Below are 6000 nucleotides of genomic sequence, written 5' to 3'. Positions count from 1 at the left end.
GGTCCAAATTAACCGCCGCAGTCCCATCCGCGCAGTTCCTATTGAAATTCAACACTGCGCTTCCCGCGGTGCCTGAGCCTCCTGCGCATCGAGTGCCAGCCGGGCAGCTCGCAGTCGAGGTCCCCCGCGTTCACCGCGCGGTATATGGTGCTCCTGCTCACCGCCATCCCCGGCAGCTCCATGCGGAGCCTGCCCGCCACCTGCTCGGGCGACCAGCGCCTGTCGCGGATGAGGGACGCCACCAGCGAGCGCCTCCCGGGGTCGCCGAGCGCCCTGGGGCGCCTGCAGGCGAGCCTCCTCGCGTCCGCCCTCGCCTGCGCGGCGTCGCGGAGGCCCACCCGTTCCTGGCGATCTCCCTCGAGACCGTGGACTTGTCCCTGCCGATCTCCCTCGCGATCCGGCTCACGCCCTCGTGGTCCCTCCAGCGGACCATGATGTCCTCGCGCTCCCCGATGCTAAGATGGCTGTAGCGGCCCATGCCGGCTCCCTCCGATTGACGTCGTCGCAAGCGCCATTGTAGGACCCATGGGCCGCTACCTCGTCTTTTGCTGTTGCGCTAGCAGTGGGAATTCAAGCGAATTAATTAGCTGTTTTACAGAAATAATTCTGTTTTCCTTTTCTAGACATGATGCATGGCATGATGCATGATTTTTAGGATACATTCAGATTACTGAATACGCGCGTCACAGGCGACGGGTGCCGTGCTACAGCTCCAGCCCCGCTGCCCCCTTCGTACGGAACAGCTCGATCATCTCTCCCGTGAGGCTGGCATGGTCATTCGTCCGCTCCAGCGGAATCTCGTCCGGGGCAAACCAACGCGCCTCAGCAAGCTCCTGGTGGTCGGTCCGTATGCGGCGGCTTCCGTCAACGTGACACCAAAAGCCCATGAGCAGCGTGTCCGAGAAGGGCCAGGGTTGGCTCCTGTAGAAGCGCAGGTCGCGCACGCGCAGCCCCACCTCCTCCATGACCTCACGGCGCACGGTGTCCTCCACGGACTCGCCAATCTCGGTGAACCCGGCCACAAGCGCCCACAGCTTGAGCGCGCGTCCCTGGTAGCGCGTGAGCACGATCCTCTCGCCATCCGTCACGGCGGCAATCACGCCTGGCTGAATCTTGGGATACACGATCCTTGCGCAGTTGGGGCACACAATCTCGCGGCTGTGAGGGGCAAGCTCCATCTCGTGGCCACAGCGCGAGCAGAACCTGTTGTCCCGGTACCACGAGGCAAGCTGCGATCCCACGGCCGCCGCAAACGCGAGGTCGGCAGGCCCAACGCCGCGCAGCCAGCCAACGCGTTCGTAGGTAAAACCTGCCGGCACCGCAACGTCCTCGTCCAGCGCAAGGAAGAAGTCCTCCTCGCCCACGTGAAACGCAAAGACGGTGCACTCAGGTGCCGCGGGATAGTCCGCCAGCCGCGGCAGCTCGATCGTCTCGCCCGAGGAAAACTCGTCCGCGCCGCGCTCGCCGGCGGCCACCACGCGCACAAGCGCTGAGCGGTCACGATAGTGCAGCACGTAGCTCTGGGGCTCCGGCTCCTTGGGCTCGAAGTGGTTGTCGTACGCCTTGCCCGTCTCCTGGATCACGTTCGCCCCTCCCCGATGAGACAAAGGGACTGTCCCTTTGTCTCATAGATATCCCTACAATAGCTACAAGATGCGTTGAAATATCACCACACGGGCTGCGGAGGCAACCATGGCAGACTACATCCTCGTCACCGAGACCGGCTCCGACATCCATGAGGAGACCGCGCGTCGCCACGGCATTGTAGTTGTTCCCATGCACGTGAACTTTGGCGAACTCTCCCGCGACGACGATTCCTTCCCGCCCGAGGAGCTCTACGAGTACTACAAGACCACGGGCAAACTACCCCAGACCTCGGGCTGCACACCTGCAGACTTCTCCGCGGCCTTTGACCGCATACACGAGGAGTACCCCACGGCCAAGATCCTCTACCTGGCCTACTCCGCCGCAACCACGGTCTCCTACCGCAGCGCGCACCTCGCCGCGGAGGGCCGCGACTACGTGACCATGATGGACACCAAGTCCGTCTCCTGTGCGCTGCGTCTGGTGGTCACCAACGTCGCCCGCATGATGGAGGTCAACCCCGATGGCACGGAAGACGAGGTCAGGGCCTTCGTCGAGAGCCAGGTGCGCCGCATCCGCTTTGCCTTCATCCCCGGCGACCTGGAGTACCTGCGTGCGGGTGGCCGCCTCTCCAACGTGGCATTTCTCGGCGCGACGCTTTTGCGCATCAAGCCCACGGTCGAGGTGCTCGACGGCAAGCTCGTTGCCACAAAGAAGCGTCGCGGTGCCATGGTCAAGTGCGTGGGCCAGCTCGTCGAGGACTTCGTGACCCGCGAGCCCATGGACCTCTCGCGCGTGAACCTCACCTACACGGTGGGCAATGCCCCCGACCCGCTGATAAGGGCGCTGGTCGAGAAGATCCTGCGCGACCACGGCGCGCAGGAGATCGAGTGGGTCAAGTCCGGCTGCGTGATTGCAAGCCACTCCGGCCCGGGCGCCTTTGGCATCGCGGCTGTGGCCGCGGAGTAGAACTCAGCTGGTTGCTTGCGGCCCCCGGCGCCTCGGTGTCGGGGGCTTTTGTGCGGCTGGTATCGGCTGCGGGTCCGGCGGATTGCCCCTCTCGGCAGTCTGTTTTTCTCGGCAGTCCGCTTTTCTCGGGATGAAATTATTGCGCGCTCGTTTGCAATCGCCGGCCCGTCAACTGGGTAAACTCTGTGAGCACCCGGACCAGCGCGCAATAATCGAGCAACTTACCAGAGAAGCTTGGCTCCAGCGGTTCCCGGACGGCAATTATTGCGCGCTCGTCCACATCTACCAAGTGGCCAACTGGGAAAATACTGTGAGCATTCAAAAAACGCGCAATAATTTTGGGCAGACCGCCAAAAACCTGTGCAGCAACCACTAAGGAGGCCGATGAGGCAACCGCCGAGAAGGCCAGGCGACAGGCCACCGGCAAGGTCGATGTCAAGCCCGCTGTACCCGCCCCGAATCAACCTCGACTGCGGCCAGCCATACGCGGCCCGAGTTCGCTTGCAAGCACGCCGAGAAACACCAGCGAGAACCCCAGGACCAGCTGGGGCGTGAGCAGCTCGTGGTAGAAGACCACGCTCGCGATGACCGCAAACACGCTCTCAAGCGAGAGGAGCAGCGCAGACTGCGCCGGCGGCACGACGGCCTGCCCAACGTTCTGGATAAGCGTTGTCACGCAGGACGAGAGAACCACCAGGTAGGCAAGGGAAAGCCAGAACGAGGTGCCAAGCCCAGACAGCGCAGGCACCTGCTCGCCCAGAACCACCGAGAACACGGCGCAGGTCAGAGACATGAAGCCCAGCTGCACAACAGAGATGGTGGTCATGTCGTGCGAGCCAGTGAGCCTGTCGACAAACACGATCTGGAGGGCAAAGAACACCGCCGAGAGAAGCGTGAGCCACTCGCCGGATCCCAGCGACGGGCGCATGTCATCCCCCAGCGAGATGAGCGCGATACCCACGATGCTCAGGAGCGCCGCCACCAGGCTCGACGCGCCGGGGTGCCTGCGGACGACCACCCAGTTGATAAACGGCACCAGCACGCAATAGGTCGCGGTGAGAAAGGCGCTTCTCCCCGGCGTGGTGTAGGCGAGGCCGAGGTTCTGGACGGCAAACCCCGCGCCATACAGCACGCCCAGGATTCCCCCCGCAAGAACATGGCTCCAGTCAAAGTTGTCGCGCAGCCGCTTCCGGAAGATGACCGCCATGAGCACGGTGGCGGTCAGGAAGCGGATGGCCATGAGCCAGCATGCGGGGGCAACGTCCAGTGTGTCTTTGATGACGACGAACGATGCGCCCCAGATGACGGCGCAGGACAGCATCCCTATCTTCCATGCCCACAGGGGGGCGGCCCGTATGTCTCGCGCGTTTGGCATGCGGACGATTATACGACCCGAGAACGGTCTCACACGGTAGGCGCAGGGATTTTTCTCACGCTCGTCTCCGTAGCCCCGTGCATGCCTTAAACTTGGAGGTGCTGGAGGAATTCCGGCACCAGGGCTCTAACCGGCATGGCCGGTAACGATCGCGTCGGTGCAAGGGGCACCGGCGAGGGAGTTCGGAGAGGAGAACACATGCAGTATTCGGCAGAAGTGGAGCACATGTGCCCGATTGCCAAGGGCGCATACCACGGACCGGCGCCCATCCCCGAGGAGGGCAAGTGGGTCCAGGCCAAGGAGGTCACTGATATCTCCGGCTACACCCACGGTGTTGGCTGGTGCGCCCCGCAGCAGGGTGCCTGCAAGCTCAGCCTCAACATCAAGAACGGTGTCATCGAGGAGTGCCTCATCGAGACCATCGGCTGCTCGGGCATGACCCACTCCGCCGCCATGGCCGCCGAGATCCTCCCCAAGAAGACCATCCTTGAGGCCCTGAACACCGACCTTGTCTGCGATGCCATCAATGTCGCCATGCGCGAGCTCTTCCTGCAGATTGTCTACGGCCGCAGCCAGACCGCTTTCTCCGAGGATGGCCTGCCCGTTGGCACCGGCCTCGATGACCTTGGCAAGGGCCTTCGCTCCATGGTGGGCACCATGTATGGCACTGCCGCCAAGGGCGCCCGTTACCTCGAGCTCACCCAGGGCTACGTCACCCGCATGGCCATCAACAAGAACGACGAGATCGTGGGCTTTGAGTTCCTCAACCTCGGCAAGTTCACCGACGCAGTCAAGTCCGGCGTCGACCCCGCAGAGGCTGTCCAGGAGGCCATGGGCCACTACGGCCAGTGGGATCAGGCCGTGAAGTTCATCGACCCTCGCACCGATGAGGAGACCCACAGCACCGAGTCCACGTTCCCCGTCCACGAGTAACCCCGAGTAGAGAGAAGGAGGTACAGCACATGGCCATCACGTTCGAAGGCTACGAGCGCCGCATCGACCAGATCAACAAGGCGTGCGAGCAGTACGGCATCAAGGACCTCGAGGAGGCCCTCAAGCTCTGCTGCGACCGTGGCTTCAACCCCTATGACATCACCACCGGCATCCAGTCCATCGCGTTCGAGAACGCCAAGTGGGCCTACACCCTGGGCTGCGCCATTGCGCTGAAGAAGGCCGAGAAGGGCGAGGCCACCACGGCCTCCGAGGCTGCCGCCGCCATCGGCGAGGGTCTGCAGGCCTTCTGCGTCCCTGGCTCCGTTGCCGACGACCGCAAGGTCGGTCTTGGCCACGGCAACCTGGGCGCCATGCTCCTCGGTGAGGACACCGAGTGCTTCGCGTTCCTGGCCGGCCACGAGTCCTTCGCTGCCGCCGAGGGCGCCATCGGCATTGCCAACAACGCCAACAAGGCCCGCAAGAAGCCGCTTCGCGTCATCCTGAACGGCCTTGGCAAGGACGCCGCCCAGATCATCGCCCGCATCAACGGCTTCACCTACGTGAAGACGCAGTTCGACTACTACACGAGCGAGCTCAAGGTCGTCGAGACCATCCCCTACTCCGACGGCCCGCGCGCCAAGGTCAACTGCTACGGCGCCGACGACGTCCGTGAGGGCGTTGCCATCATGTGGCACGAGAACGTCGACATCTCGATCACCGGCAACTCCACCAACCCCACGCGCTTCCAGCACCCCGTTGCGGGCACCTACTTCAAGGAGCGCGTGCTTGCTGGCAAGAAGTACTTCTCCGTGGCGTCGGGCGGCGGCACCGGCCGTACCCTGCACCCGGACAACATGGCTGCCGGCCCCGCCTCCTACGGCATGACCGACACCATGGGCCGCATGCACTCCAGCGCCCAGTTCGCCGGCTCCAGCTCCGTGCCCGCACACGTTGACATGATGGGTCTTATCGGCATGGGCAACAACCCCATGGTCGGTTGCACCGTTGCGTGCGCCGTTGCCGTCGAGGAGTCCCTCAAGAAGTAGGGCTTCTCACCATGCAAGGCATTTGGCCCGCTGCCCCATCTGGGCGGCGGGCTTTTTTGAGCCCTGGGCCCTTGCCGGGCACGCCGACGCGCT

At 63.6% G+C, this 6000-nt stretch carries 7 protein-coding genes; 3 read left to right on the top strand and 4 right to left on the bottom strand.

Features of this window, described 5'->3' with window-relative positions:
- Positions 1–38 precede the first annotated feature (38 nt).
- Together ACO59D_RS10200 and nudC are read right to left on the bottom strand one after the other, a co-directional pair.
- A complete protein-coding gene (locus ACO59D_RS10200; protein ID WP_485126883.1) occupies positions 39–338 on the bottom strand; it encodes a hypothetical protein in 300 nt (99 codons plus the stop codon).
- Positions 339–704: 366 nt separating this feature from the next.
- Positions 705–1583, bottom strand: a complete 879-nt coding sequence (nudC, locus tag ACO59D_RS10195; protein WP_485126882.1) for an NAD(+) diphosphatase — start codon at positions 1581–1583, stop codon at positions 705–707.
- A gap of 109 nt (positions 1584–1692) precedes the next feature.
- Between nudC and ACO59D_RS10190 the strand changes: the two genes are divergently transcribed.
- Positions 1693–2553 (top strand): DegV family protein, encoded by an 861-nt coding sequence (locus ACO59D_RS10190; RefSeq protein ID WP_485126881.1) that lies wholly within the window; start codon positions 1693–1695, stop codon positions 2551–2553.
- Between the two features lie 136 nt (positions 2554–2689).
- Here ACO59D_RS10190 and ACO59D_RS10185 read toward each other — a convergent pair whose 3' ends face one another.
- The gene (locus ACO59D_RS10185) at positions 2690–2992 is read right to left on the bottom strand and encodes a hypothetical protein (protein ID WP_485126880.1); all 303 of its coding nucleotides are present in this window, start codon (positions 2990–2992) and stop codon (positions 2690–2692) included.
- Positions 2993–3013: 21 nt separating this feature from the next.
- Positions 3014–3928, bottom strand: a complete 915-nt coding sequence (locus ACO59D_RS10180) for a DMT family transporter (RefSeq protein WP_485126879.1) — start codon at positions 3926–3928, stop codon at positions 3014–3016.
- 198 nt (positions 3929–4126) lie between these two features.
- Here ACO59D_RS10180 and ACO59D_RS10175 point away from each other — a divergent pair, with 198 nt between their 5' ends.
- On the top strand, positions 4127–4861 hold the full coding sequence (locus ACO59D_RS10175; RefSeq protein WP_485126878.1) for an iron-sulfur cluster assembly scaffold protein: 735 nt from the start codon (positions 4127–4129) through the stop codon (positions 4859–4861).
- 29 nt (positions 4862–4890) lie between these two features.
- The gene (locus ACO59D_RS10170) at positions 4891–5907 is read left to right on the top strand and encodes a GGGtGRT protein (RefSeq protein WP_130810893.1); all 1017 of its coding nucleotides are present in this window, start codon (positions 4891–4893) and stop codon (positions 5905–5907) included.
- Positions 5908–6000: the final 93 nt, after the last annotated feature.

Source organism: Tractidigestivibacter sp., assembly GCF_057241865.1.
This window is presented reverse-complemented; position numbering and strand designations above follow the sequence as displayed.

Coding starts and splice junctions, on each gene's coding strand:
- ACO59D_RS10170 (WP_130810893.1), top strand. CDS start 4,891: ATGGCCATCACGTTCGAAGGCTACGAGCGCCGCATCGACCAGATCAAC.
- ACO59D_RS10180 (WP_485126879.1), bottom strand. CDS start 3,928: ATGCCAAACGCGCGAGACATACGGGCCGCCCCCCTGTGGGCATGGAAG.
- ACO59D_RS10175 (WP_485126878.1), top strand. CDS start 4,127: ATGCAGTATTCGGCAGAAGTGGAGCACATGTGCCCGATTGCCAAGGGC.
- ACO59D_RS10190 (WP_485126881.1), top strand. CDS start 1,693: ATGGCAGACTACATCCTCGTCACCGAGACCGGCTCCGACATCCATGAG.